The sequence below is a fragment of the Streptococcus wuxiensis genome, from assembly GCF_040888245.1.
Taxonomy (GTDB): Bacteria; Bacillota; Bacilli; order Lactobacillales; family Streptococcaceae; genus Streptococcus; species Streptococcus wuxiensis.
The window spans coordinates 66,272-91,664 of record NZ_JBFNFE010000002.1 but is presented as its reverse complement, the minus strand read 5'-3'; the positions used below and the strand labels follow the sequence as shown (position 1 = coordinate 91,664).

Here is a 25,393-nt window from a genome sequence, read left to right as displayed (position 1 = left end):
CTTTCTACAATTTCTTTTTGTATCACTTAAATAATACAACTAAACAAGAAACTTGTCAAGCCAAAAGGAGAATTATTTTGGGAATTGCTTAAAAAATGTTATAATGAAAAGAAAACGACAAGGAGGGGAAGGCATGCGTTGTCCAAAATGTGGCGCTACTAAATCAAGTGTTATCGATAGCCGTCAGGCTGAAGAAGGAAATACGATTAGAAGAAGACGTGAGTGTGAAGAATGTCAGCATCGTTTTACGACCTATGAACGTGTAGAAGAGAGAACGCTAGTTGTGGTCAAGAAGGATGGCACACGGGAGCAGTTCTCCAGAGATAAAATCTTTAACGGGATTATTCGTTCGGCTCAAAAACGTCCGGTGTCTAGTGATGAGATTGGCATGGTGGTCAATCGTATCGAACAAAAACTCCTCAGTCGCAATGATAATGAAATTCAAAGTGAAGATATTGGTTCTCTGGTCATGGAAGAATTGGCTGAACTGGATGAAATCACTTACGTTCGTTTCGCCAGCGTCTATCGTAGCTTTAAAGACGTGAGTGAGCTAGAAAATCTTCTCAAACAAATTACGCAATCTTCAAAGAAGAAAAAGGAAAAATAAATGAAGCCTAATGATCGTTTTTCTTTTCTAAAGAATAATCGGGTGTCGCAAGATCCCACAACTTTGGTGCAGTGTTACCTCCCGATTATCGGTCAGGATGCGCTGAGTCTTTACCTTTATACTTTAGCTTTTTGGGATGATGGACAAAAAGAACACCTGTTTGCAGCTATCCTCAATCATCTCAATTTTGGGATGGACAGGCTGTTAAAGGCTTTTAAAATCTTATCAGCCTTCAATTTGCTTACCCTCTATCAAAAGGGTGACAGCTATGAACTTGCTATTCATCCAACGCTTTCTAGCTCAGATTTCTTGCGTCATACGGTTTATCGTACCTTATTGGAGAAAAAAATCGGTGAGCCAGCAGTTTCTGATTTGCGCCAAGAGCAGGCAGGCGGAGAGCCTTTGACTGTTCCTTTGAGTCAGGCCTTTCCAGAGATAGAAGAATTGGCTAGTCATGATGAGACATCAGTAAAAGCTGATTTTAAAAATGATTTTGATTTGGAGCATTTTCGTCAGCTCATGGCGAGAGATAATCTCCGTTTCCAAGATGAACAGTCAGATGTTTTAGAGTTATTTAAAATCGCTGATGAGAAAAAATGGACCTGGTTTGAGACCTATCAGCTAGCAAAAGGAACAGCAGTTTCTCAAGTCATTTCTATCAAGCGTATGCGTGAAAAATTAGCGCAAGAGTCTGTTTCATCGGATTTTAGTCCTAAGGAAGCGACCATTATCCGAGAAGCTAAAAGTAAAACGGCCCTGCAATTTTTAGCGGGTATCAAACAAACCCGAAATGCTGGAATTATCCAAGCCGAACGCGATTTGCTAAAACAGATGGCGGATTTGGGACTGCTTGATGAAGTCATCAATGTCGTTATACTCTTGACCTTCAATAAGGTTGATTCGGCCAATCTCAATGAAAAATATGCCATGAAAGTGGCTAATGATTACTCTTATAACAAGATTCGTTCTGCTGAAGAAGCTGTGCTTAGAATCAGAGAGAAGAATCAAAAGGGGCAAGAACAAAAATCAGCGAAGCCAAGCCAAGCCAAAAGCAATGTCCCAAAATGGAGTAATCCAGAATATAAAAATGAAACCAGCAAAGAAACTCGCTTGGAGTTAGAACGTAAGAAAAAAGAAATGTTAGACCGATTAGGAAAAGGAGGAGACTAGATGGAAAGTGTAGGAGATGTGCTTAAAGATCATCCCAGCCGTTTTCAATACCAGGACCTGGTCCAGCAGATTGTAAAAGATCCGGATGTTGCGGCTTTTATCCAGAAGGAATCTCTCAGTCAAGAGGAATTGAATCGTAGTATCTCTAAGTTTAACCAATACATCACCGAGCGAGATAAGTTCCTTCGTGGAGATACCGACTATATCGCGCGTGGCTATAAGCCAATTCTAGTTATGAATCATGGTTACGCAGATGTATCCTATGAGGAAACTCCGGAACTGATTGCGGCTGAGAAAGAAGCAGCTATCAAGAACCGTCTCAAACTGATTAATCTTCCAGCCAGTCTTAAAAAAGCTAGTTTGGCTCAAGTTGATTTGGATGATTTGGGACGTTTGCCAGTTTTTGAAAAGCTCTTTACCTTTGTTGAGCAATATCCAGAAGTCCGTAAAGGTCTCTATCTCTATGGAGACTTTGGAGTTGGAAAGAGCTTTATGGTGGCTGCCCTAGCCCATGATTTGTCAGAAAAACGTGGGGTTTCATCAACTCTTCTTCACTATCCTAGCTTTGTCATTGATGTCAAAAATGCTATCGGTGATGGGAATGTTAAGAATTTGGTGGATGAAATCAAGCAAGCTGAAGTCTTGATTTTGGATGATATTGGTGCAGAGCAATCAACGCCTTGGGTGCGTGATGAAGTCTTGCAAGTCATTCTCCAATATCGTATGCAGGAAGATTTGCCAACCTTCTTTACCTCAAATTTCAATTTTGAAGATTTGGAAAAACATTTTGCTAAAGGCAAGAACGGAAACGATGAAACATGGGAAGCTAGACGCGTTATGGAGCGTATCCGTTATTTAGCAGAAGAAACACGACTAGAAGGAGAGAATCGCCGATGAGTGAAACAATCACCTTAATGAAATCTCATACCTCGGTTCGCAGATTTAAAGAAGAAGCGATCCCTCAAGAGGACTTGAATGAGATTTTATCAGCTGCCCAAATGGCTTCTTCTTGGAAAAATTTCCAATCTTATTCTGTGATTCTAGTCAGAAGTCAAGAAAAGAAAGATGCTCTTTTTGAGCTGGTTCCTCAGGAAGCGATTCGTCAGTCTGCCGCCTTCCTCCTCTTTGTAGGAGATTTAAACCGTGCAGAAAAAGGGGCTCGTCTCCATACCGATACTTTCCAACCTCAAGGGGTGGAAGGACTCCTCATTACTTCTGTAGACGCAGCCTTGGCTGGACAGAATACCTTGCTTGCGGCAGAAAGCCTTGGCTATGGTGGAGTAATCATCGGTTTGGTGCGTTACAAATCTGTTGAATTAGCAGAATTGTTCAAGCTTCCTGACTATACCTACCCAGTTTTTGGGATTGCACTTGGTGTGCCGAACCAAAAACATGATGTAAAACCAAGATTGCCACTAGAGAATGTTGTTTTTGAGGAAGAATATCAAGAACAAACAACTGAGGCTATTGAAGCCTATGACCGTGTGCAGACTGAATATGCCGGAGCTCGTGCGACTACCACTTGGAGTCAACGTCTTGCAGAGCAATTCGGTCAGCCTGAACCAAGCTCAACTAGAGAAAATCTTGAACAAAAGAACTTATTATAGAAAGTGAGAAAACATGGCCTTACCAACTGTTGCCATCGTAGGACGTCCCAATGTTGGGAAATCAACCCTGTTTAATCGTATTGCAGGGGAACGCATCTCAATCGTAGAAGATGTCGAAGGAGTGACACGGGACCGTATCTATGCTACTGGTGAATGGCTTAACCGTTCTTTCAGTATGATTGATACTGGAGGGATTGATGATGTTGATGCTCCATTTATGGAACAAATCAAGCACCAGGCAGAGATTGCTATGGAAGAAGCTGATGTCATCGTTTTTGTGGTTTCCGGTAAAGAAGGAATTACGGATGCAGATGAATACGTAGCCCGTAAACTCTATAAAACTCATAAACCTGTTATCCTCGCGGTCAACAAGGTTGATAATCCAGAGATGCGAAATGATATCTATGATTTCTATGCTCTTGGATTGGGAGAACCATTGCCAATTTCATCTGTGCACGGGATTGGTACAGGGGATGTACTAGATGCCATCGTCGAAAATCTTCCACATGAAGTCGAAGATGAAAATCCAGATGTCATTAAATTCAGCTTGATTGGTCGCCCGAATGTCGGAAAATCTAGCTTGATCAATGCCATTTTGGGAGAAGACCGCGTGATTGCCAGTCCTGTTGCTGGTACAACTCGTGATGCCATTGATACACATTTTACAGATGCGGATGGCCAAGAGTTTACCATGATTGATACGGCTGGTATGCGTAAGTCTGGTAAAGTCTATGAAAACACAGAGAAATACTCAGTCATGCGTGCCATGCGTGCTATTGACCGTTCAGATGTAGTCTTGATGGTCCTCAATGCTGAAGAAGGTATCCGTGAGTACGACAAGCGTATCGCTGGATTTGCCCACGAAGCTGGTAAAGGGATGATTATCGTGGTCAATAAGTGGGATACCCTTGAAAAAGATAACCACACCATGAAAAACTGGGAAGAGGATATCCGTGAGCAGTTCCAATACTTGCCTTACGCACCGATTATCTTTGTATCAGCTTTGACCAAGCAACGTCTCCATAAACTGCCAGAGATGATCAAACAAATTAGTGAAAGTCAAAACACTCGTATCCCATCGGCTGTCTTGAATGATGTCATTATGGACGCTATTGCCATCAATCCAACACCGACTGATAAAGGGAAACGCCTCAAGATCTTCTATGCGACACAAGTGGCAACCAAACCACCGACCTTTGTGATCTTTGTCAACGAAGAAGAACTTATGCACTTCTCTTACTTGCGTTTCTTGGAAAATCAAATCCGCAAAGCCTTTGTCTTTGAAGGGACACCAATCCATTTGATCGCAAGAAAACGGAAATAAAAAAATAAAAAGAAGAAGGTTCTCGGACCTTCTTTTTTGGGAACAACATCAAGAGACTAGAACTAAATTTGTCATCAAATTAACATCATTTTCCTGGTCCTTGTCATGGATTTGTAATGAAAACGTACTTTCTTTGTAAGGTTCAAAATGCTATAATGCTCTAAACAATTTTCCTTGCATAAGGAGGTTATTATGAAAAAAGATAGATTGTTAAAGAATCGATTCGTGGTGCATTTACTTGGATTGCTGATGGTATTTCTCTTCTTGTCAGCATTCACAGCACCTGAAAAACCAGACTATGGTATCTATGATCCAAATCATTATTTGACAGAGGAAGTAGTTACTCAGATTCGTGATTTGAATGAAGCCAATAGTCAAAAGGCAGAAAAGCTTCAAATAGGGGTCTATATCGTAGACAGTCTGGAAGGAGAAAGCATTGAAACGGTGGCTAATGAAACTGCCAGGGCTTGGAAGATTGGCTATTCAGGAGATAATTTTGGAAGTCTCATTGTAGTAGCCGTTCAAGACCGTAAATCAAGAATTGAAACCAGTAATAACACCGCCATTAGAATAACGGACTATCAAACCAAGCAGATCTTGGCAGCCAGTCGTACAGATTTTAAAACTGGTGACTATAGTAAAGGAATTCTAGCGATTGCCAAAGGCTTGGACAATCAGTTTTATAGAGGAAGTGGAACATTTCCATCTGATGATTCCTCTGAAATAAAACGTTATTCTGATAGCATCAGTGGGAAGAAATCGAGTCGCAATAGTAGCTCGTCTAGTCATCGTAAGAACAGTGACCCTATGGACAATGTGTTCGGAGTCGGGATAATCATTTATTTCATTGTCGTATTTATAGCCATTATTAGAGGAGGCGGCGGTGGCCGAGGAGGAGATTCCTCTGACGGAGGATGGTGGTTTAGTGACTCATCTGACTCAGGTTCATCTTGGTCCGACTCAGGATCAGACTCCTCTAGTAGCTGGGACGGTGGCGGCTTCGATGGCGGTGGTTCATCCGATGATTGGTAATGATCGTGTAAAAATTAAGGAATTAAGTAGGTTTAGATATGAAAAATAAAGGAATTATTTATGTGTTGAGCATTTTGCTGGCTATTATCTTGCTTGGCGGTTGCTCAGTAGTAGGCACTTATAACGGACTTGTCTCCGAACAAACCAAGGTCGAACAAGCGCAAGCAGATGTAGCAACAGCTCTTCAACGTCGTTCTGACTTGATTGGAAATTTGGTAGAGTCTGTAAAAGGTCAGATGAACCATGAGACAGAAGTCTTTACCCAAATTGCAGAAGCTCGTGCTAAAATTGGGAATGGCTCCGTAACTTCAAAAGAAAATCAAGAGGCTCAAGGAGAGTTGAGTTCCGCTATTTCACGATTGATCTCGCTAACAGAAAATTATCCAGAGCTCAAGAGCAATCAAAATGTGGAACAACTCATGACGGAGTTGGCTGGAAGTGAAAACCGTATTTTTGTAGCCCGTAAGGATTATAACCAAGCTGCAACAGAATACAATCAAAAATTAAGAAGCTTCCCAACAGTTCTTTTTGCTAACATGATGAACTTTAAAGAGGCAGAAACCTTTAAAGAAAGCGAAGAAGCCAAGACAGCTCCAAAGGTTGATTTTAGTACTTCTACAACTAAAGAATAGGCTTGAAATTTCTAAAAGAAAATCAATGATTAGCAATAGTTTGAACATTTACAAAAAAAGGCTCTAAATGAGCCTTTTTTAGCTTGTATAAACACGGATTCTTTCTTGAAAAAGCTGGGCAAATATGCTACAATAAAAAGAACATTCTAAAATATTCAGAATTTAAAGTAAGGAAAAAAATGGCAAATTTATTAAAAACAATCATCGAAAATGATAAAGGGGAACTTCGCCGCTTAGAAAAGATGGCTGATAAAGTCCTCAAATACGAAGATGAAATGGCTGCTTTGACAGACGAGCAGTTGCAAGCTAAGACAGAAGAATTTAAGCAACGTTATCAAAATGGTGAAACGCTTGATCAACTCTTGTACGAAGCCTTTGCGGTTGTACGTGAGGGAGCTAAGCGTGTTCTTGGACTTTTCCCATACAAGGTTCAGGTTATGGGTGGTATCGTTCTTCACCACGGTGACGTTCCAGAAATGCGTACAGGGGAAGGGAAAACCTTGACAGCGACAATGCCTGTTTACCTAAACGCTCTTTCAGGTAAAGGTGTACACGTAGTTACCGTCAACGAATACCTTACAGAACGTGACGCGACTGAGATGGGTGAGTTGTACTCATGGCTTGGTTTGTCAGTAGGGATCAACTTGGCTGCGAAATCTCCAATGGAGAAAAAAGAAGCTTATCTCTGTGATATTACTTACTCAACAAACTCAGAAATTGGTTTCGACTATCTTCGTGATAACATGGTGGTTCGTGCGGAGAACATGGTTCAACGCCCACTTAACTATGCCTTGGTCGATGAGGTTGACTCTATCTTGATCGACGAAGCTCGTACACCATTGATCGTTTCAGGAGCTAATGCAGTTGAAACAAGTCAACTCTACCACATGGCTGACCATTTTGTGAAGTCTTTGGATAAAGATGACTACATCATTGATATTCAGTCTAAGACAATCGGTTTGTCTGACTCAGGTATTGACAAGGCTGAAAGCTACTTCAAACTAGAAAACCTTTATGATATCGAAAATGTGGCTTTGACTCACTTTATCGACAACGCCCTTCGTGCCAACTACATCATGATTCTTGATATTGACTATGTGGTCAGCGAAGAACAAGAAATTTTGATTGTCGACCAATTTACAGGTCGTACTATGGAAGGTCGTCGATACTCTGACGGATTGCACCAAGCGATTGAAGCTAAAGAAGGTGTGCCAATCCAAGATGAAACTAAGACATCAGCATCGATTACCTACCAAAACCTTTTCCGTATGTATAAAAAATTGGCAGGTATGACAGGTACTGGTAAAACAGAAGAAGAAGAATTCCGCGAAATCTACAACATCCGTGTTATTCCAATTCCTACAAACCGTCCGATCCAACGTATCGACCATTCAGACCTTCTTTACGCTAGCCTCGATGCAAAATTCAAGGCTGTCGTTGAAGATGTTAAGGCTCGTTACCAAAAAGGTCAACCAGTCTTGGTAGGTACTGTTGCCGTTGAAACCAGTGATTTTCTTTCTAAGAAATTGGTTGAAGCAGGCGTGCCTCACGAAGTATTGAATGCTAAAAACCACTACAGAGAAGCACAAATCATTATGAATGCTGGTCAACGTGGTGCGGTGACTATCGCAACAAACATGGCCGGTCGTGGTACCGATATTAAGCTTGGTGAAGGTGTTCGTGAGCTTGGTGGACTTTGTGTTATCGGTACAGAGCGTCATGAGAGCCGTCGTATAGATAACCAGCTTCGTGGACGTTCAGGCCGTCAAGGTGACCCAGGTGAGTCACAATTCTACTTGTCGCTCGAAGATGATTTGATGAAACGTTTTGGTTCAGAACGTTTGAAAGGTGTCTTTGAACGTCTTAATATGTCTGACGAAGCCATCGAATCTCGTATGTTGACACGTCAGGTCGAAGCAGCGCAAAAACGTGTTGAAGGAAATAACTACGATACTCGTAAACAAGTCCTCCAATATGATGACGTTATGCGTGAACAACGTGAGATTATCTACGCACAACGTTATGAAGTTATCACTGCAGAACGTGACTTGGCTCCTGAAATTCATGCTATGATTCGCCGTACGATTGGACGAATTGTCGATGGCCATGCTCGTTCTAAACAAGATGAAAAGCTTGAAGCAATCTTGAACTTTGCGAAGTACAATTTGCTTCCAGAAGATTCAATTTCACTTTCAGACCTAGAAGGTTTATCAGACCAAGCTATCAAGGATGAATTATACCAACGTGCATTGAAAGTCTACGATAGCCAAGTTGCTAAACTTCGTGACGAAGAAGCAGTGAAAGAATTCCAGAAAGTCTTGATTCTACGTGTTGTAGATAACAAGTGGACTGACCATATCGATGCCCTTGATCAGTTGAGAAATGCTGTTGGTCTTCGTGGTTATGCCCAAAACAACCCTGTCGTGGAATATCAAGCGGAAGGCTTCCGTATGTTTAATGATATGATTGGTTCGATTGAGTTTGATGTGACTCGCTTGATGATGAAAGCACAAATTCATGAACAAGAACGACCACAGACCGAACATCATATCAGTACGACAGCAACTCGAAATATTGCTGCGCAACAGAAAGATCTTCCAGCTGATTTGGATCTCAGTCAAGTAAAACGTAATGACTTATGTCCATGTGGATCTGGTAAGAAATTTAAAAACTGTCACGGTAAACGACGTTAAGAATGATTAATTTTCAGGCGGATGCCTAGTGAAAAGTGAATTTTCGCTTGGCGTCCGTTTGCTTTATAAGGAGATGGATAATGGTATTTACAGCAAAAAGCCCTAAAATTAATATTGATGAAGTTCGTAGTTTGTCTAAACTAGAAGGACAAGTACTTGCGAACAAACTCCAACGTGATCAAGAGCTTGAAGCAATTATTCGTGGGGAAGACCAACGCATCTTGTTAGTGATTGGTCCTTGCTCGTCTGACAATGAAGAAGCAGTCCTAGAGTACGCTAAGCGTTTGTCAAAACTTCAGGAAGAAGTCAAAGACCGCGTCTTTATGGTCATGCGTGTCTATACTGCTAAACCACGTACTAATGGTGATGGATATAAGGGATTGATTCACCAACCAAATGCCAAAGAAGCGCCTAGCCTCATCAATGGAATCAAGGCGGTTCGCCATCTGCACTACCGTGTTATTTCTGAAACAGGAATGACAACAGCAGATGAAATGTTGTACCCAGAGAACCTTCCCTTGGTAGATGATTTGATTTCTTATATGGCAGTTGGAGCCCGTTCGGTAGAAGACCAACAACACCGTTTTGTAGCCAGCGGAGCAGATTTTGCGACAGGTTTTAAAAATCCAACCTCAGGAAATCTCAATGTCATGTTCAACGGTATTTATGCAGCTCAAAACAAGCAAAGTTTCCTTTTCCTAGGGAAAGAAGTCGAAACTACTGGAAATCCTCTATCGCATGCTATTCTCCGTGGAGCTCTTAACGAGTACGGGAAAAACATTCCTAACTACTACTACGATAATTTGATGGATACTATTGCTCAGTATGAAAAGATGGGACTTGAAAATCCATTCATCATTATTGATACCAACCATGATAACTCAGGTAAACAGTATATGGAGCAGATTCGTATCGTTCGCCAGACTTTAATTAACCGTGATTGGAATGAAAAGATTAAAAAATATGTTCGTGGTTTCATGATTGAGTCTTATCTAGAAGACGGTCGTCAAAATGAACCAGAGGTCTTTGGCAAATCTATCACGGATCCATGTCTAGGATGGGAAAATACGGAAGCTCTTGTTCGCGAAATCTACCAAAGACTAGGAGAATAATATGGCATTTATCGAGAAAGGTCAAGAAATCGATATTGAAGCGATTAAGGCGGAAACACGGCTATCTGCAGAAACCTTGCAACATAAGGAAAATCGTGATCAAGAATTAGCAGATATCCTTTCAGGTAAGGATGATCGTATCCTTTTGGTCATTGGGCCTTGTTCGTCTGATAATGAAGAAGCAGTCCTAGAGTATGCCCGTCGTTTAGCAGACTTGCAGAAAAAAGTGGCAGATAAGATTTTCATGGTTATGCGTGTTTACACGGCCAAACCACGTACCAATGGTGATGGATATAAGGGTTTGGTTCATCAGCCAGATACTTCTAAAGCTCCAAGCTTAATCAATGGTTTACAGGCTGTTCGTCAGCTTCATTATCGAGTCATTACAGAAACTGGATTGACTACAGCAGATGAAATGCTTTATCCAGCCAATCTCGTCTTGGTTGATGACTTGGTGAGCTATCATGCAGTGGGTGCGCGTTCAGTCGAAGACCAAGAACACCGTTTTGTAGCTTCAGGAATTGATGCACCAGTGGGAATGAAGAACCCAACATCTGGAAACCTATCTGTGATGTTTAATGCCATCTATGCTGCACAAAACAAACAAACCTTTCTCTTTCATGGTCAAGAAGTTGAAACTTCAGGAAATCCCTTGGCTCACGTCATCCTTCGTGGAGCTATGAATGAATACGGGAAAAATGAACCTAACTTCTACTATGAAACTCTTCTAGATGCTATTGGGCGTTACGAGTCTATGGGGCTCGAAAATCCCTTTATCATGATTGATACCAACCATGATAATTCAGGGAAACAGTATATGGAGCAAGTTCGCATTGTTCGCCAAACTCTTCTCAACCGTGACTGGAATGAGAAGATTAAGAAGGCGGCTCGAGGCTTCATGATCGAGTCTTACTTAGCAGATGGGCGCCAAAACCAGCCAGAAATCTTTGGACGTTCCATTACAGACCCATGTTTGGGCTGGGAAAATACAGTAGCTTTAGTAGAAGAAATCTATTCTACCTTAACAAAATAAGTGAAAAGGATGGAGTTGGGGGAATCTCAACTCCTTTTGATGAAAATGATAGTTGGACACGGAATCGATATTGAAGAATTAGCTTCTATACAAAATGCAGTTGAAAAAAGAGAAGGCTTTGCGCAGCGTGTCTTGACAGACAAGGAAATGGAGCGCTTTGCCAGTCTCAAAGGTCGCAGACAGATTGAGTATTTGGCTGGTCGTTGGTCAGCTAAAGAAGCTTTCTCAAAGGCTATGGGAACGGGAATTGGGAAGCTAGGCTTTCAGGATTTGGAAGTATTGAACGATGAAAAGGGAGCTCCCTACTTCAGCAAATCCCCATTTTCAGGAAATGTTTGGTTATCGATAAGCCATACAGAACAGTTTGTGACAGCTAGTGTTATTTTGGAGGAAAATCATGAAAACTAGTCCACATAGACCAACCAAGGCCCTTATTAATCTAGAAGCAATCCGCTACAATATTCAACAAATGGGAGCACACATTCCTAAAGAAACCCTCAAATGGGCGGTTGTGAAAGCCAATGCCTATGGACATGGAGCGATAGCTGTTGCAAGAGCTATCCAGGATGATGTAGATGGCTTTTGTGTGTCAAATATTGATGAAGCCATTGAACTCCGTCAGGCAGGTATCGCTAAGAAAATTCTTATTTTGGGAGTATCTGAGGTTGAATCTTTTTCATTGGCTAAGGATTTTGATATTACCTTGACAGTGGCAGGATTGGAATGGATTGAGAATTTCCTTGATACTGAGTCAGACTTATCAGGTTTAACCGTTCACCTTAAGATTGACTCAGGGATGGGACGAATTGGATTTAGAAGTGCCAGTGAGGCCGAACAAGCCCAAGCTATGCTCAAAAACCATGGTGCTTCTGTCGAGGGAATCTTTACGCACTTTGCTACTGCAGATGAAGAGTCAGAGGTCTACTTTGAACAACAATTGCAGCGTTTCAAAGACATTCTAGCAGAATTTAAAGATTTGCCAGAACTGGTTCATGCAAGCAACTCGGCTACAACCCTTTGGCATGCGGAAACTATTTTCAAAGCGGTTCGTATGGGGGATTCCATGTATGGTCTCAATCCAAGTGGACAAGTTTTGGAATTGCCTTATGAATTAAAACCAGCCTTAACTTTAGAGTCAGCCATCGTTCATGTCAAAACAGTAGAGGCTGGAGCTTGTATGGGCTACGGAGCGACCTATCAGGCAGACAGTGAGCAAGTCATTGCCACTTTGCCAATCGGTTATGCAGATGGTTGGACACGAGACATGCAGAATTTCTCAGTTCTGGTGGATGGCCAATTGTGTCCCATCGTAGGGCGTGTATCCATGGACCAAATCACCATTCGTTTGCCTAAGCTTTATTCATTGGGAACAAAAGTTATCTTGATTGGTTCAGACGGTGATAAAGAAATTACTGCAACAGACGTAGCAGTTTACCGAGGAACTATCAATTATGAGGTGGTTTGTCTCCTCAGTGATCGAATTCCAAGAGAATATTATTAAGAAATAGAAGGAAAGGAGAAGAGCATGAATTTACATCAACCCTTGCATGTCTTACCAGGAGTAGGACCTAAATCAGCAGAGAAATATGCCAAACTAGGAATTGAAAACTTGCAAGATCTCTTGCTCTACTTCCCTTTCCGTTATGAAGATTTTAAGACTAAGCAGGTGCTAGAGCTAGAAGACGGTGAAAAGGCTGTTTTATCTGGTCAGGTAGTGACACCAGCCAGTGTTCAGTATTATGGTTTTAAGCGTAATCGTCTACGTTTTAGCCTCAAGCAGGGGGAGGTTGTTTTTGCGGTGAACTTCTTTAACCAACCCTACCTGGCAGACAAGATTGAACTAGGAGCAACCTTGGCTGTCTTTGGCAAGTGGGATCGTGCCAAGGCTAGTCTCACAGGAATGAAGGTTTTAGCCCAAGTAGAGGATGACCTCCAACCTGTCTATCGTCTCGCACAAGGTATCAGTCAAGCAGGACTTGTTAAAGTCATCAAGACCGCCTTTGATCAAGGACTGGACCTCTTGATAGAGGAAAATCTCCCTCAGTCCTTGCTGGACAAATACAAACTCATGCCCCGAAGTCAGGCTGTGCGTGCCATGCATTTTCCCAAGGATTTGGCAGAATACAAACAGGCCCTTCGTCGAATCAAGTTTGAGGAACTCTTTTATTTCCAAATGCAATTACAGACCCTCAAGTCTGAAAATAAGGTTGATGGAAGTGGTCTGGTCTTGAACTGGTCTCAGAAAAAATTAACTGCAGTAAAAGAAAAGTTACCCTTTGCTCTGACCCAAGCCCAAGAAAAAAGCCTGCAAGAAATCCTAACAGATATGAAGTCGGACCATCACATGAATCGACTCTTACAAGGGGATGTCGGTAGCGGGAAGACAGTGGTTGCAGGTCTTGCTATGTATGCAGCTGTAACGGCAGGGTATCAGGCTGCCCTTATGGTTCCAACAGAGATTCTTGCAGAGCAGCATTTTGAAAGTCTAGAGAGTCTCTTTCCTGATTTGAAATTAGCTCTCTTGACAGGTTCATTGAAAGCTGCAGAAAAACGCAAGGTCTTGGAAACCATTGCTAAGGGGGAAGCCGATGTGATTATCGGAACCCATGCTCTTATACAAGACGGCGTGGACTATGCTAAACTCGGCTTGATTATCATCGATGAGCAACACCGCTTTGGTGTAGGGCAAAGGCGTATTTTACGGGAAAAAGGAGAAAATCCAGATGTCCTCATGATGACGGCGACTCCGATTCCACGAACCTTAGCCATCACCGCCTTTGGAGATATGGATGTTTCTATTATTGACCAGATGCCAGCAGGGCGCAAACCAATCGTAACACGCTGGATTAAACATGAGCAACTGCCCCAGGTCTTGACTTGGCTCGAGGGAGAAATTCAGAAAGGTTCTCAAGCCTATGTTATCTCTCCATTGATTGAAGAATCTGAAGCCTTGGACCTTAAAAATGCCATTGCACTGTCAGAAGAGTTAACAACTCATTTTGCTGGAAAAGCAAAAGTTGCCCTCTTACATGGGAAGATGAAGAGTGATGAAAAAGATCAGATTATGCAGGATTTCAAAGAGAGAAAGACAGATATCCTGGTCTCTACAACGGTTATCGAAGTTGGAGTCAATGTTCCAAATGCGACAGTCATGATTATCATGGATGCTGATCGCTTTGGTCTTAGTCAACTTCACCAGCTCAGAGGTCGTGTTGGTCGTGGAGATAAGCAGTCCTATGCAGTTCTAGTGGCCAATCCAAAAACTGACTCTGGCAAAGACCGCATGCGCATCATGACGGAAACGACCAATGGTTTTGTTCTTGCAGAAGAAGATTTGAAAATGCGCGGTTCGGGTGAGATTTTTGGGACCAAACAGTCGGGTCTACCAGAGTTCCATGTAGCTGATATCATCGAAGACTTTCCAATCCTTGAGGAAGCTAGAAAGGTAGCCAGCTATATCAGCTCCCTCCCAAATTGGAGAGAGGATCCAGAGTGGTACATGATTGCCTTAAATCTAGAGAAGAAAGAATATCTGGATTAAGCTTTTTCTAAGAAAATGTTAAGTTTGCTTTTAGGGTGAGTATCTATACTAGAGTCATCAAAAAGAAACGAGGACTCTCTCATGACTATTAAAGTAAATTACCAAAAGACATTTCAAAAGGAAACTCAACCTTCTCCTAAATACTAAGAAAAGAGCGAAATCGCTCTTTTTTATTTTTTTAAAACTACTTTCAGAGGGATTCTTGCAGGGGTCAGACATTAAATCCACTTTCCGTTTCCCTTTCTTTCTTGCATTGCTTTCTCATATGTGCTACAGTTATGATAACGTTTACAAAACAAAGGAGAATTCTATGAGAAATCCAGCATTAGTAGAAGAAATGAAAACTTATAGAGGGCGAGATGAAGTTCCTCAGGATTTTGATGCTTTTTGGGATGGTGAGATTGAAAAGGTTTCGGTCTTGCCAGACTACCAACTAGAGGAACGTGACTTTCATATTCCAAATGTGAAGTGCTATGAGTTAACCTTTAAAGGTACACGTGATGGCCTTGTTTATGCACGTGTAGTCTTACCAAAATCAGAAGAGAAAGTACCAGTCATTTTCCACTTCCATGGTTATATGGGACGTTGCTGGGATTGGACAGATATGCTAGCCTTTACCGTAGCTGGTTATGGGGTTGTATCGATGGATGTTCGTGGGCAATCTGGTTACTCACAAGATGGTTTACGTTCGCCTCTCGGAAATACAGTAAAGGGCCAAATCATCCGCGGTGCAGTAGAAGGAAAAGAGCAGCTCTTCTATAAAGATGTCTATCTAGATATTTATCAATTGGTTGAAATTGTCGCTAGCTTCCCGCAAGTAGATGAAGAGCAGTTGGCTAGTTATGGAGCTTCGCAAGGAGGGGCGCTGGCTTTAGTAGCTGCAGGTCTTAATCCCCGTATCAAGCGAACAGTGGCTATCTATCCATTCTTGTCAGACTTTAGACGAGTGCTAGAAATTGGGAATACCAGTGAAGCCTATGATGAACTCTTCCGCTATTTTAAGTTTCATGATCCATTCCATGAAACAGAAGAACAAATCATAGAGACGCTTAGCTATATCGATGTGAAAAATCTTGCCCATCGCATCAAAGGTGAGGTGAGAATGATTACAGGACTTGATGATGATGTCTGTTACCCAATCACCCAGTTTGCTATTTACAATCGTTTGACTTGTGAAAAGAGCTATCGTCTCATGCCAGAATATGCCCACGAAGCTATGAATGTCCATGTCAATGACCAGGTTTACAACTGGTTGTGTGGCAGTGAGATTCCCTTTACCTATCTTAGTCGTTAGAAATATGTAAAAAGAGTCCTGTCAAAATCAGGACTTTATTTTTGGGAGATTAAAGAAAGTAGTTTCAAAAAGTTTGAATCATAGAAATATATCTGAAAGTAAATTCTATTATAGATTACTAAGGCTAAAATTTGGAATAAATATTATATAATAAGTGTAGTATCAATTTGAAAGGAGTAAAATTGTTGCTTGCTTTAAGATATAAAGTAGAAAAACGCAACAGAAATTCAGATGAAAAGAATGGGAGAAACCCATCAACAATACAGATTCTTTCTTGCTCAAAGCCCTAAGGGCTAAAATTTTTAAGCAAAAAAGAAAGCGCTTTATTTTTGTGAAAAATGGAAGGAAATATATGACACAGAGAGATTTTGAACGGAAACAACGTTTTGGAATTAGAAAATTTACAGTAGGAGCTGCATCAGTTGTCATTGGAGCAGTTGTTTTTGGTGCTTCACCAGTTTTAGCTCAAGAAGCTCCAGCAACCAGTGGTGAAACAACTGGACAAGCTTTGCCAGAATTGCCAAAAGAAGTAGAATCAGGAAATCTAGCTAACATAGATAAGGAACTTGCGGATAAGTTGGCAGCAGCGACAGATAAAGGAACTGAAGTAAACCGTGAAGAGTTGAAAGCAAACCCAGGTTCTGAAAAACCAACAGAAACTGAAACTCCAGTAGAGACTCCAGCGGCTGAAACTAAGAATGAGGAAGTCGGTAGTGTCCCACGTGATTTCTACGCAAGAGAATTAGAAAATGCTAATGCTGTTGTTGAAAAAGAAGATGTAGAGACCAACTCAACAAATGGTCAACGAGTTGATTTGAATGATGAACTTGATAAACTGAAAAAACTTCAGAATGCTACTGTTCATATGGAGTTCAAACCAGATGCATCGGCTCCACGTTTTTACAATCTCTTTTCAGTATCAAGTGACACCAAAGAAAACGAGTACTTCACAATGGCGGTTCTTGATAATACAGCCCTTATTGAAGGTCGTGACGCAAATGGTGCACAATTCTATGATAAATATACAGATGCTCCTTTGAAAATTAAACCAGGCCAGTGGAACTCTGTAACATTTACAGTTGAACGACCAAATGCAGACCAACCAAAAGGTCAGGTTCGTCTCTACGTAAATGGTGTGCTATCTCGTACAAGTCCTAAGTCTGGCCGTTTTATCCAAGATATGCCAGATGTTAATAACGTGCAAATTGGTACAACAAAACGTGCAGGAAAAAATTTCTGGGGTTCAAATCTTAAAGTCCGAAATCTAACAATTTATGATCGTACTCTTTCTCCAGAAGAAGTAAAAAAACGTAGTCAATTCTTTGAAAGAGGTGAATTGGAGAAGAAACTTCCTGAAGGTGCAAAAGTTACTGAAAAGTTAGATGTATTCGAAGGTGGTGTGAACCGCAAACCAAATAAAGATGGTATTGCAAGTTACCGTATTCCAGCCCTTCTTAAAACTGATAAAGGAACCTTGATTGCTGGAACGGATGAAAGACGCTTGCATCACTCTGACTGGGGTGATATTGGTATGGTTGTTCGTCGTAGTGATGACAATGGGAAGACATGGGGAGATAGAATTACCATCTCTAATCCTCGTGACAATGAAAAAGCTAAAAATCCAGAATGGCCATCTCCAGTTAATATTGACATGGCTTTAGTCCAAGATCCGAAAACCAAGAGAATTTTCTCAATTTATGATATGTTCCTTGAAGGAAAAGCAGTGTTCTCTCTTCCTGGGAAAGCTCCACAAGCCTATGAGCAAATTGGAGATAAGGTTTATCAAGTCTTGTACAAACAAGGTGATGCGGGACGTTATACTATCCGTGAAAATGGTGAAGTTTTTGACCCTGAAAATAGAAAAACAGAATACCGTGTTGTAGTTGATCCTAAACAACCAGCTTATAGCGATAAGGGTGATCTATACAAGGGTGAAGAACTGATTGGTAATGTCTATTTCGAATACAGTGACAAGAATATCTTTAGAGTTTCAAATACCAACTATCTCTGGATGTCTTACAGTGATGACGATGGAAAAACTTGGTCTGCACCAAAAGATATTACATACGGTATTCGTAAGGACTGGATGCACTTCTTAGGAACAGGGCCTGGTACAGGTATTGCCTTGTATTCAGGACCACACAAAGGTCGCCTTGTTATCCCAGTCTATACTACAAATAACGTATCTTACTTGAGTGGTTCTCAGTCTTCACGCGTCATTTACTCTGATGACCATGGTGAAACTTGGCAAGCAGGTGAAGCAGTCAATGATAACCGTCCAGTAGGTAACCAAACAATTCACTCTTCAACTATGAATAATCCAGGTGCTCAAAATACTGAATCCACTGTTGTTCAGTTGAACAACGGAGACCTAAAACTCTTCATGCGTGGATTGACAGGAGATCTGCAGGTTGCAACAAGTAAAGATGGTGGAGCAACTTGGGAAAAAACAATCAAGCGTTATGCTGATGTCAAAGATGTCTATGTTCAAATGTCAGCTATTCATACTGTACAAGACGGTAAGGAATATATCATCCTCAGTAACGCAGGTGGACCAGGACGCTACAATGGTTTGGTACACTTGGCACGTGTGGAAGCTAACGGAGAATTAACTTGGCTTAAACACAATCCAATTCAAAGCGGTAAATTTGCCTATAACTCATTGCAAGATCTTGGGAATGGTGAATTTGGCTTGCTTTATGAACATGCAGATGCCAATCAAAATGAATATACTTTGTCTTATAAGAAATTCAACTGGGATTTCTTGAGCAAAGATATGGTTGCGCCAACAAAAGCAAAAGTTAAAAGTGCAGTAGATATGGGTAACAACATTATTGCACTAGAATTTGACTCAGAAGTCTTGGTCAACCAAGCTCCTGTTCTTAAATTAGCAAATGGGAACCTAGCAACCTTCTTAACTCAGTACGATACAAAAACTCTGTTGTTTGTTGTCAAAAAAGAAGATATTGGCCAAGAAGTTACAGAATTAGTTGATGGTGCGATTGAGAGCATGCATAATTTGCCAGTTAGCCTTGAAGATGCAGGAATCCCTGGTGGAATTAATGGTAAAGAACCTGCTATTCATGAAGTTCCAGAGTACACAGGAGGCGTCAATGGCGACGAAGCAGCTGTAACAGAACTTCCTGATTACGCTGAAGCTAATGGAACTGTAGGTGATGAAGCAGCAGCTACTGTAGAAGTGCCAGATTTCACAGGAGGCGTCAATGGCGACGAACCAGCAATCCATGAAGTTCCAGAATCTGCTAGTGAAGAAAGTTCAAAAGGTGACTCTACTACTCATGAAGTCCCAGAATTTACAGGTGGTGTCAATGGCGACGAAGCAGCTGTAACAGAACTTCCTGAGTACACTGAAGCTATTGGAACTGCAGGTGATGAAGCAGCACCGACAGTAGAAGTCCCAGACTTCACAGGAGGCGTCAATGGCGACGAAGCAGCTGTAAGAGAACTTCCTTAGTACACTGACGCTATTGGAACTGCAGGTGATGACGCAGCACCGACAGTAGAAGTCCCAGAATTCACAGGCGGCGTAAATGGTGACGAAGCGGCTGTGGCTGAGCTCCCTGAGTATACTGAACCTAGTGCAACAGTCGGTGATGAAGCAGCACCAACAGTAGAAGTCCCAGAATTCGAAGGTGGTGTCAATGCAGTCGAAGCTGCAGTTCATGAGTTTCCAGAATTCACAGGTGGAGTAAACGCAGTTGAAGCGCTCAAAAATGAGATTCCAGAATTCACAGGCGGAGTAAACGCAGTTGAAGCGCTCAAAAATGAGATTCCAGAATTCACAGGCGGAGTAATCGCAGTTGAAGCGCTCAAAACTGAGCTTCCAGAATTTGGAGGTGGAGCAAATGCAGTTCAAGCCGTTAAGCATGAACTTCCAGACTTCACAGGCGGAGTAAACGCAGTTGAAGCGCTCAAAAATGAGCTTCCAGAATTTGCAGGTGGAGCAAATGCAGTTCAAGCCCTTAAGCATGAACTTCCAGAATTCACAGGCGGAGTAAATGCAGTCGAAGCAGCCAATAATGAACTTCCGGAATATAAGGTTGAAGAAAAACCGCTTATCACTTTAGTAGCACAGCAAGACAAGACATATCAAGCTCCAGCAGCTCAACCACAACAACCAACCCTCCCAGCAACAGGAAGTGAGGTTTCTACTCCTCTAGTATCTGTAGGAATGGTTGGAATGCTTCTCGGCTTGTTTGGAATGGCTAAGAAAAAAGAAGATTAATAGCAACATGGAATCTAAAAAGTCTCTATAAAAAGGTTTAGACTTATATTAGAAGGGTCTGTAACGTTCATTCGTTACAGGCTCTTTATTTGCAGAAAGCGCAGATTCTAGTGGGAATAAGTGGATGGAAGGCGATTCAAACTCGGGTATTTCTCCCTGAAACTACTTTCAGGAGATACTGTTTCATAAAATTGTTTTGAAACTTCAATCTATTCTAGTACAAGTTATTGAAAGCGCTTTAAAAATGATATATAATAGGCTCATAAGAAAAAAGAAAAGGAGGAAAGTAGATGCCACAGATCAGTAAAGAAGCTTTGATTGAGCAGATTAAAGATGGAATCATCGTTTCTTGTCAGGCACTTCCTCACGAACCGCTTTATACAGAAGCGGGAGGTGTAATGCCCTTGCTAGTCAAAGCGGCTGAGCAAGGTGGAGCAGTCGGTATCCGAGCAAATAGTGTTCGGGATATTAAGGAAATCAAAGAGGTCACAAATCTTCCGATTATCGGAATTATCAAACGTGATTATCCACCACAGGAACCATTCATCACAGCTACTATGAAAGAAGTAGATGAACTAGCGGCTCTAGACATTGAGGTAATCGCTCTAGATTGTACCAAGAGAGAACGCCATGATGGCTTAGAGATTCAAGAATTCATCCGTCAAATCAAAGAAAAATATCCAAATCAACTCTTGATGGCTGATACAAGTACCTTTGAAGAAGGGCTAACAGCAGTTGAGGCGGGAATCGACTTTGTTGGAACAACCTTGTCAGGCTACACATCTTATAGCCCGAAAGTAGACGGTCCAGACTTTGAATTGATTAAGAAACTATGCGATGCAGGTGTAGACGTCATCGCAGAAGGAAAAATTCATACACCAGAACAGGCTAAGCAAATCCTAGGTTACGGAGTGCGAGGCATCGTAGTTGGTGGCGCTATTACTAGACCAAAAGAGATCACGGAACGATTTGTTGCAGGTCTCAAATAAGATAATTAAAACACGAGGAGAGTGGTTGATTCGTAAAACAAAATGTAAACGTATACAAGGTTGTCAATACTCATTATCCGTTTCGGATACGCATATCATCATTTAGGAGAATACTAATGAAATTTAGAAAACTAGCTTGTACAGTACTTGCGGGTGCTGCTGTTCTTTCTCTTGCTGCTTGTGGCAAATCAGACGCTAAAAAAGAGGCTGCAAGTGATGCAGGAAAAACTGAAATCACTTGGTGGGCTTTCCCAGTCTTCACTCAAGAAAAATCTGGTGACGGTGTAGGAACTTATGAAAAATCTATCATCGAAGCTTTCGAAAAAGCAAACCCAGATATCAAAGTTAAACTAGAAACAATCGACTTCAAATCTGGTCCAGAAAAAATCACGACAGCTATTGAAGCTGGAACTGCTCCAGATGTACTTTTCGATGCACCAGGTCGTATCATCAATTACGGTAAAAATGGTAAATTGGCTGAGTTGAATGACCTCTTTACAGATGAATTTGTTAAAGATGTTAACAATGAAAACATCATTCAAGCAAGTAAAGCTGGTGATAAAGCTTACATGTATCCAATCAGTTCTGCACCATTCTACATGGCTATGAACAAGAAAATGTTGGAAGATGCTGGTGTAGCTAACCTTGTTAAAGAAGGTTGGACAACAGATGATTTTGAAAAAGTCTTGAAAGCACTTAAAGACAAAGGATACACTCCAGGTTCATTGTTCAGTTCTGGTCAAGGGGGAGACCAAGGAACACGTGCCTTCATCGCTAACCTTTACGGCGGTTCTGTAACAGATAAAGAAGTTACTAAATACACAACTGACGATCCTAAGTTCGTCAAAGGTCTTGAAAAAGCAACTAGCTGGATTAAAGATGGTTTGTTGAACAACGGTTCACAATTTGACGGTGGAGCAGACATCCAAAACTTTGCAAACGGTCAAACATCATACACAATCCTTTGGGCACCAGCTCAAAACGGTATCCAAGCTAAATTGTTGGAAGCAAGTAAAGTTGAAGTGGTAGAAGTTCCATTCCCATCTGATTCAGGCAAACCAGCTCTTGAGTACCTTGTAAACGGATTTGCAGTATTTAACAACAAAGATGAAAAGAAAGTTGCTGCTGCTAAGAAATTCATCCAATTCATCGCTGATGATAAAGAGTGGGGTCCTAAAGACGTAGTTCGTACAGGTGCCTTCCCAGTTCGTACTTCATTTGGAAAACTTTATGATGATAAACGTATGGAAACTATCAGTGGTTGGACTCAATACTACTCTCCATACTACAACACAATCGACGGATTTGCTGAAATGAGAACTCTATGGTTCCCAATGTTGCAATCAGTGTCTAACGGTGACGAACAACCTGCTGCAGCTTTGAAGACATTCACTGAAAAAGCGAATGAAACAATCAAAAAAGCAGCTAAACAATAAGCCCTAAATAAAAAGTAAAATCCCCCCTTTTCCCTGTGCACATTTGTGTACGAAAAGGGGGAGTTTTGTTTAAAAAAAGTAAGGAACTGACAGGTCAAAATTAAAATGAAGTTCTTACATAGGTTTTTCTTGGAAAAAATTTCATTTTGATTTTACATCAATGTCAGACAACAATCAAAAAAACAAAAACTATTTGAAAGTGAGGTGCCGACTGTGAAAGTCAATAAAATTCGCATGAGAGAAACAATTGTTTCTTATGCTTTCTTAGCACCAGTATTAATCTTCTTTACCGTCTTTGTCCTAGCTCCAATGATCATGGGATTCATCACTAGTTTCTTTAACTACTCGATGACTAGCTTTGAGTTTGTGGGACTTGACAACTACATCCGCATGTTTAAAGACCCTGTCTTTACAAAATCTTTGATTAATACCGTAATCTTAGTTATCGGATCTGTACCAGTAGTTGTACTCTTCTCGCTCTTTGTAGCATCACAAACTTATCAACAAAATGCTGTTGCTAGATCTTTCTATCGTTTCGTCTTCTTCCTTCCTGTAGTAACAGGTAGTGTTGCCGTAACAGTAGTATGGAAATGGATCTACGATCCTCTATCAGGTATTTTGAACTTCGTGCTTAAGTCAAGCCATATCATTAGCCAAAACATTTCTTGGTTGGGTGACAAAAACTGGGCTTTGATGGCGATTATGATTATTCTTTTGACAACATCAGTTGGTCAACCAATCATCCTCTACATCGCTGCAATGGGTAATATTGACAACTCTCTTGTTGAAGCGGCACGTGTCGACGGAGCAACTGAGTTACAAGTTTTCTGGAAGATTAAATGGCCAAGCCTTCTTCCAACAACTCTTTATATCGCAATCATTACAACAATCAACTCATTCCAGTGTTTCGCTTTGATTCAGCTTTTGACTTCCGGTGGTCCCAACTACTCAACAAGTACACTTATGTACTACCTTTACGAAAAAGCCTTCCAATTGACTGAGTATGGTTATGCCAATACTATTGGTGTATTCTTGGCAGTTATGATCGCAATTGTCAGCTTTGTTCAATTTAAAGTACTTGGAAACGACGTAGAATATTAATAGAAAGGAGACAGCTATGCAATCTACACAAAAGAAACCTTTAACAGCCTTCACTGTTATTTCAACCATCTTCTTGCTTTTATTGACTGTACTGTTTATCTTTCCATTCTACTGGATTTTGACAGGTGCATTCAAATCACAGCCAGATACCATTATGATTCCACCACAATGGTTCCCTAAAGCTCCAACTATGGAGAACTTCCAACAATTGATGGTGCAAAACCCAGCCTTGCAATGGATGTGGAACTCAGTCTTCATTTCATTGGTAACTATGTTCTTGGTTTGTGCAACCTCTTCACTAGCAGGTTATGTATTGGCTAAGAAACGTTTCTATGGACAACGCATTCTCTTTGCAATTTTTATCGCTGCCATGGCTCTTCCAAAACAAGTTGTTCTTGTGCCATTGGTACGTATTGTCAACTTCATGGGAATCCATGACACTCTTTGGGCAGTTATCTTGCCTTTGATTGGATGGCCATTTGGGGTCTTCCTCATGAAACAATTTAGTGAGAACATTCCTACAGAATTGCTGGAATCTGCTAAAATCGATGGATGTGGTGAGATTCGTACCTTCTGGAGCGTAGCCTTCCCTATTGTGAAACCAGGATTTGCAGCTCTTGCAATCTTTACCTTCATCAATACATGGAATGACTACTTCATGCAATTGGTAATGTTGACTTCACGTCAAAACTTGACTATCTCACTCGGGGTTGCGACTATGCAGGCCGAGATGGCAACCAACTATGGTTTGATCATGGCAGGGGCTGCTCTTGCAGCTGTGCCAATCGTAACAGTCTTCCTTGTCTTCCAAAAATCCTTCACTCAAGGGATTACTATGGGAGCGGTCAAAGGTTAATACTCTGCGAAAATTGAATTCAAACCGCGTCAGCGACTCCTTGCCGTACTCAAGTACAGCCTGCGGATTGCTTCCTAGTTTGCACTTCAATTTTAATTGAGAATAGGAAAATCTATTTATTGAAAACGATATAGTATTATAAGTGTCTACAAAATGGAGAGGAGTTGCTTGCTTCACGAAGTTTTGTTAGACACTTATAAACTTACTGGCTAGACATCTTAGGTCTGAAGGTAACAATCAGGTAAAGGAAATTACTATGATTTTTGATGATTTAAAAAATATCACTTTTTACAAAGGAATTCATCCCAATCTCGATAAGGCTATTGATTATCTCTATGAGCATCGTAAAGATAACTTTGAATTAGGGAAATACGAGATTGATGGGGATAAAGTTTTCCTAGTTGTACAAGAAAATGTCCTCAACAAAGAAGAAAATGATCGCTTTGAGCATCATAAAAACTATGCAGACTTGCATTTGTTAGTTGAAGGACATGAGTATTCTAGCTACGGTTCTCGCATCAAAGATGAGGCTGTAGCCTTTGATGAAGCCAGCGATATTGGCTTTGTTCATTGTCACGAACAATACCCACTTTTGTTGGGATATCACAATTTTGCAGTTTTCTTCCCAGGAGAACCTCATCAGCCTAACGGTTATGCAGGTATGGAAGATAAAGTTCGCAAATATTTATTTAAAATTTTAATCGATTAGTCAGTTAGGAG

The 25,393-nt window shown here is 41.1% G+C and carries 19 protein-coding genes and 1 pseudogene; all 20 read left to right on the top strand.

The genetic code is table 11. The features are described 5' to 3' along the window. Positions 1-133: 133 nt before the first annotated feature. The 20 genes and pseudogenes from nrdR to AB2B47_RS03095 all read left to right on the top strand — a co-directional run bounded on the left by nrdR (position 134) and on the right by AB2B47_RS03095 (position 25,382). On the top strand, positions 134-607 hold the full coding sequence (gene nrdR, locus AB2B47_RS03190; protein ID WP_004250782.1) for a transcriptional regulator NrdR: 474 nt from the start codon (positions 134-136) through the stop codon (positions 605-607). After that, on the top strand, positions 608-1,777 hold the full coding sequence (locus tag AB2B47_RS03185; protein WP_006152850.1) for a replication initiation and membrane attachment family protein: 1,170 nt from the start codon (positions 608-610) through the stop codon (positions 1,775-1,777). Continuing rightward, entirely contained in the window at positions 1,778-2,674 is an 897-nt protein-coding gene (gene dnaI, locus AB2B47_RS03180; RefSeq protein WP_006153038.1) for a primosomal protein DnaI, read from the top strand. Next, positions 2,671-3,384, top strand: a complete 714-nt coding sequence (locus AB2B47_RS03175) for a nitroreductase family protein (RefSeq protein ID WP_006153056.1) — start codon at positions 2,671-2,673, stop codon at positions 3,382-3,384. Before dnaI ends, AB2B47_RS03175 begins: the two co-directional genes overlap by 4 nt. Before the next feature lie 13 nt (positions 3,385-3,397). Continuing rightward, complete coding sequence (gene der / locus AB2B47_RS03170) at positions 3,398-4,708, top strand: ribosome biogenesis GTPase Der (RefSeq protein ID WP_004250788.1); 1,311 nt, start codon at positions 3,398-3,400, stop codon at positions 4,706-4,708. A 192-nt stretch (positions 4,709-4,900) separates the two neighbouring features. Further along, positions 4,901-5,740, top strand: coding sequence for a TPM domain-containing protein (locus AB2B47_RS03165; protein ID WP_254724834.1), 840 nt, complete (start codon positions 4,901-4,903; stop codon positions 5,738-5,740). A gap of 38 nt (positions 5,741-5,778) precedes the next feature. Next, entirely contained in the window at positions 5,779-6,372 is a 594-nt protein-coding gene (locus AB2B47_RS03160; RefSeq protein ID WP_006152901.1) for a LemA family protein, read from the top strand. A gap of 179 nt (positions 6,373-6,551) precedes the next feature. Beyond that, a complete protein-coding gene (secA, locus tag AB2B47_RS03155) occupies positions 6,552-9,065 on the top strand; it encodes a preprotein translocase subunit SecA (protein WP_320693611.1) in 2,514 nt (837 codons plus the stop codon). An 80-nt stretch (positions 9,066-9,145) separates the two neighbouring features. Beyond that, on the top strand, positions 9,146-10,177 hold the full coding sequence (locus AB2B47_RS03150) for a 3-deoxy-7-phosphoheptulonate synthase (RefSeq protein ID WP_004250795.1): 1,032 nt from the start codon (positions 9,146-9,148) through the stop codon (positions 10,175-10,177). A gap of 1 nt (position 10,178) precedes the next feature. After that, entirely contained in the window at positions 10,179-11,210 is a 1,032-nt protein-coding gene (locus AB2B47_RS03145; RefSeq protein WP_036759061.1) for a 3-deoxy-7-phosphoheptulonate synthase, read from the top strand. A 45-nt stretch (positions 11,211-11,255) separates the two neighbouring features. Further along, positions 11,256-11,618, top strand: a complete 363-nt coding sequence (gene acpS, locus AB2B47_RS03140; RefSeq protein ID WP_036759080.1) for a holo-ACP synthase — start codon at positions 11,256-11,258, stop codon at positions 11,616-11,618. Continuing rightward, complete coding sequence (gene alr, locus AB2B47_RS03135; protein ID WP_006152822.1) at positions 11,608-12,711, top strand: alanine racemase; 1,104 nt, start codon at positions 11,608-11,610, stop codon at positions 12,709-12,711. Before acpS ends, alr begins: the two co-directional genes overlap by 11 nt. A gap of 24 nt (positions 12,712-12,735) precedes the next feature. Beyond that, positions 12,736-14,751, top strand: coding sequence for an ATP-dependent DNA helicase RecG (gene recG, locus AB2B47_RS03130; protein WP_006152905.1), 2,016 nt, complete (start codon positions 12,736-12,738; stop codon positions 14,749-14,751). Positions 14,752-15,061: 310 nt separating this feature from the next. Then, positions 15,062-16,045, top strand: coding sequence for an acetylxylan esterase (locus AB2B47_RS03125; RefSeq protein ID WP_006152846.1), 984 nt, complete (start codon positions 15,062-15,064; stop codon positions 16,043-16,045). Positions 16,046-16,397: 352 nt separating this feature from the next. Beyond that, positions 16,398-20,291, top strand: a pseudogene (locus AB2B47_RS03120) (SIALI-17 repeat-containing surface protein). Between the two features lie 290 nt (positions 20,292-20,581). Then, positions 20,582-21,280, top strand: coding sequence for an N-acetylmannosamine-6-phosphate 2-epimerase (locus AB2B47_RS03115; RefSeq protein ID WP_006152943.1), 699 nt, complete (start codon positions 20,582-20,584; stop codon positions 21,278-21,280). Positions 21,281-21,396: 116 nt separating this feature from the next. Further along, positions 21,397-22,716, top strand: coding sequence for an ABC transporter substrate-binding protein (locus AB2B47_RS03110; RefSeq protein ID WP_006152882.1), 1,320 nt, complete (start codon positions 21,397-21,399; stop codon positions 22,714-22,716). A gap of 234 nt (positions 22,717-22,950) precedes the next feature. Beyond that, a complete protein-coding gene (locus tag AB2B47_RS03105) occupies positions 22,951-23,817 on the top strand; it encodes a carbohydrate ABC transporter permease (RefSeq protein ID WP_053092415.1) in 867 nt (288 codons plus the stop codon). A 16-nt stretch (positions 23,818-23,833) separates the two neighbouring features. Further along, the gene (locus AB2B47_RS03100) at positions 23,834-24,673 is read left to right on the top strand and encodes a carbohydrate ABC transporter permease (protein ID WP_006153157.1); all 840 of its coding nucleotides are present in this window, start codon (positions 23,834-23,836) and stop codon (positions 24,671-24,673) included. A gap of 256 nt (positions 24,674-24,929) precedes the next feature. After that, positions 24,930-25,382 (top strand): NanQ anomerase/TabA/YiaL family protein, encoded by a 453-nt coding sequence (locus AB2B47_RS03095; protein ID WP_006153043.1) that lies wholly within the window; start codon positions 24,930-24,932, stop codon positions 25,380-25,382. The last annotated feature ends 11 nt before the right edge of the window (positions 25,383-25,393 follow it).